The sequence below is a fragment of the Roseovarius halophilus (ex Wu et al. 2025) genome (assembly GCF_047086965.1).
The window spans coordinates 1-2,477 of the sequence record NZ_JBKOTX010000391.1; the positions used below are offsets into that span (position 1 = coordinate 1).

Consider the following 2,477-nt stretch of genomic DNA (forward strand, 5'->3'; position numbering starts at 1 on the left):
CCGCATACTGAGGCCTCACAGAAGTTCGCACTCGATCACATGCTCGAACGGTCAGAAATTTCTTGCACTACGGGCGGCAACCACAGAAGCAGCCTGTTAGAGGCGCGAAGCGCTCCGGGTCGCAGGTCGCTTGGCCATCGTCGTCTCGGACGTGGCAATGGGCGATGGTCGCGCCCGCCTCGAATGCGGCACGCGTGCTGTCGACCTGTTCCTCGATGGTGATGTTCGCCGACACCAGCGCCGCGCCCATTTCGCCGCCATGGGCGTCTGGACGGTGGAACCAGTCGATGTCGTACCAGGCAGGCTGGAAGTCCGACGCCTCGATGGCGATGAACCCGGAGAAGCGGTTTGGGTGCAGGGCCGCGAGCTGCAGCGCGATGCGTCCGCCCATCGAGCAGCCGGCCAGTATCGGGGCGTCGAGTGCCAGCGCGTCCATGAGCGCGAGGATGGGCGCGATGCAATAGATCGTCACCTCGGTCTTGTCGACGTCGATGGGCCGGAACATGCGGATCTGGCTCGAGAACTGGTCCATCAGAAAGACGTTTGGGTATATGCAGAGGTTGCGAAGCGACTGCACCATCCAGCGCGCGCGGGTCTCGCCGTGCTTTTCGACGTACTCGTCCCACCGCATGTAGGCCGGTCGGTTCGACGCGTCAGCCCAGATGTTCCAGAGCAGGATGTGACCGTGGTCGAATGCGTAGAAGCCGCCGCGCTGCTGGTCCCACTTGGAGGCGTCGTTGGCCTTGATTTTGTCCTCTTTGCCCTCCTGGCCGCGCCGCGACGTGGTCTGAACGTAGTTCCAGTGCACCGAGGAGACATGGTAGCCGTCGGCGCCGTTCTCGGCCTGGAGCTTCCAGTTGCCGTCGAAAGTGTAGGTGGACGATCCGCGCAGCACTTCGACACCCTCGTCAGATTGGTCGACGATCAGGTCGATGAGCTTCGTGGTTTCGCCGAGATACTCCTCGATCTCGGGCACGTCATGGTTCAGCGAGCCCCACAGGAAGCCGCGATAATTGCCGAGCTTGACCCGGCGCAGGTCGTGGCTGCCATCCTTGTTGAAGTCCTCGGGATAACCCGCATCCTTGGGGTTCTTTACCTTCAGCAGACGCCCATCGTTCGAGAACGTCCAGCCGTGGAACGGGCAGGTAAAGGTCTTGGTGTTGTTGCGCTTGAACCGGCACAGCATGGCGCCGCGATGCGTGCAGGAATTGACCAGCGCGTGAAGCTCGCCGGCCTTGTCGCGGGTGATGACAACCGGCACGCGGCCGAGATGCACTGTGAAATAGTCACCGGGGTTCGGGATCTGGCTCTCGTGCGCCATGAAAACCCAGTTACCCTCGAAGAGCTCGGCATCGGTGAACATGTCGCGGCGGGCGCGGTAGATGCCGTTGTAGTCACCCTCCTCGACGATGCCTGTCAGCCGCTTTTCCATGCTGGCCAGGTTGGCTTCGGTGAACATTGGCTTCCTCCTCCTCCTCTTGCGTCGTTGGTCCGTCAGGACCGTGCGGCGACCGCGTGGGTCGTCCGCCCGCGGTCCCGCCGGAACTGGTCGATCTTGTCTTCGTCGATCTCCACGCCGAGCCCCGCCCCCTCTTCGATCTGGCCATCGATATGGAAACCGAAGATGGCGTAATCTGGGTCTACGGCCCCGGCGACGAAAGCGTCATCGCGTTCACTTCGTTCGGGATCGAAAACCTGCAAGGGCTCATCGAGATGGATCGTGACCGCGCGCGTTGACCTTGCTGTGGCCTACGCCGGATGCTTACGACGTGTCCATGGGGCCTGCCTTATCAGTATATGATGATCCTGGTTGTCCCGCCGCCGTTGGGGGCGGCGGGGGTTGGGTGTGTGGTCTCCGGGTTTTTCAAATCGTGCGCGCGCAGGGCCTGCGGCCCTGTCGCGGGGGGCACCGGACGGGTGTCCGGAGCCCTTCGGGTTGGTGGGTTGGTTGGGGGAGTGTCCGGCGCGGAGCGTCATGTCCCTGACGGAGCTTGAGTGCTGAGTTCATTGGTCTCAACAAGACCTGCGCTCTCCGTGGTCCTGTCCGGGATCACCTTATCCAGAAGGTTTGCCAAGTCTTCGGTGTGAAGCTCCCGCGTGTCGATGAGGGCCTCAGCGATGCGCTCCAGCGCGGCGTGGTGACGGGTCAGGGCGGCGCGCGTCTCGGCCTCGGCTGTCCGGAGGGCGTCCTCGACCCTTGTCCGGGACTGCTGCGCGAGCAGCCGTGCGGTGATGTCAGGTGATTGCCAGGTCAGGGTGTCCCCGAGGCCGAGGCGCATCTCGGCGTCGGTCAGGAGCTGGGTGGCCATCGCGAGGTCGCTTTCGTCGCCGCCGCCGGCGCCGCTCGAGACCTCCTCGAACACCAGCGCTTCGGCCGCGCGTCCGCCGAGGCAGGTCCGGACGAGGGCGTCGATGCGCGCGCGGGTCAGGAAATCATGCTTGGGCCGCTCGACCGCCCCGCCGCCGGCCCGGAGCGT

The 2,477-nt window shown here is 64.2% G+C and carries 2 protein-coding genes and 3 pseudogenes; 1 reads left to right on the forward strand and 4 read right to left on the reverse strand.

Annotated features, from left to right (window positions below):
• Positions 1-67: 67 nt before the first annotated feature.
• The 3 genes and pseudogenes from ACH107_RS31970 to ACH107_RS31980 form a co-directional block, all read right to left on the reverse strand.
• Positions 68-235, reverse strand: a complete 168-nt coding sequence (locus ACH107_RS31970; protein WP_412509657.1) for a 3-keto-5-aminohexanoate cleavage protein — start codon at positions 233-235, stop codon at positions 68-70.
• Positions 218-448, reverse strand: a pseudogene (locus ACH107_RS31975) (alpha/beta fold hydrolase); the annotation flags it as partial. The pseudogene ACH107_RS31975 and the gene ACH107_RS31970, both read right to left, overlap by 18 nt.
• Before the next feature lie 12 nt (positions 449-460).
• Positions 461-1,459 (reverse strand): annotated as a pseudogene (locus ACH107_RS31980) (Rieske 2Fe-2S domain-containing protein); the annotation flags it as partial.
• A 56-nt stretch (positions 1,460-1,515) separates the two neighbouring features.
• Between ACH107_RS31980 and ACH107_RS31985 the strand changes: the two are divergent.
• Positions 1,516-1,737: a hypothetical protein gene (locus tag ACH107_RS31985; RefSeq protein WP_412509656.1), complete on the forward strand. Its 222-nt coding sequence runs from the start codon at positions 1,516-1,518 to the stop codon at positions 1,735-1,737.
• Between the two features lie 236 nt (positions 1,738-1,973).
• On the opposite strand, the pseudogene ACH107_RS31990 reads toward ACH107_RS31985, so the two are convergent.
• Positions 1,974-2,477, reverse strand: a pseudogene (locus tag ACH107_RS31990) (hypothetical protein); the annotation flags it as partial.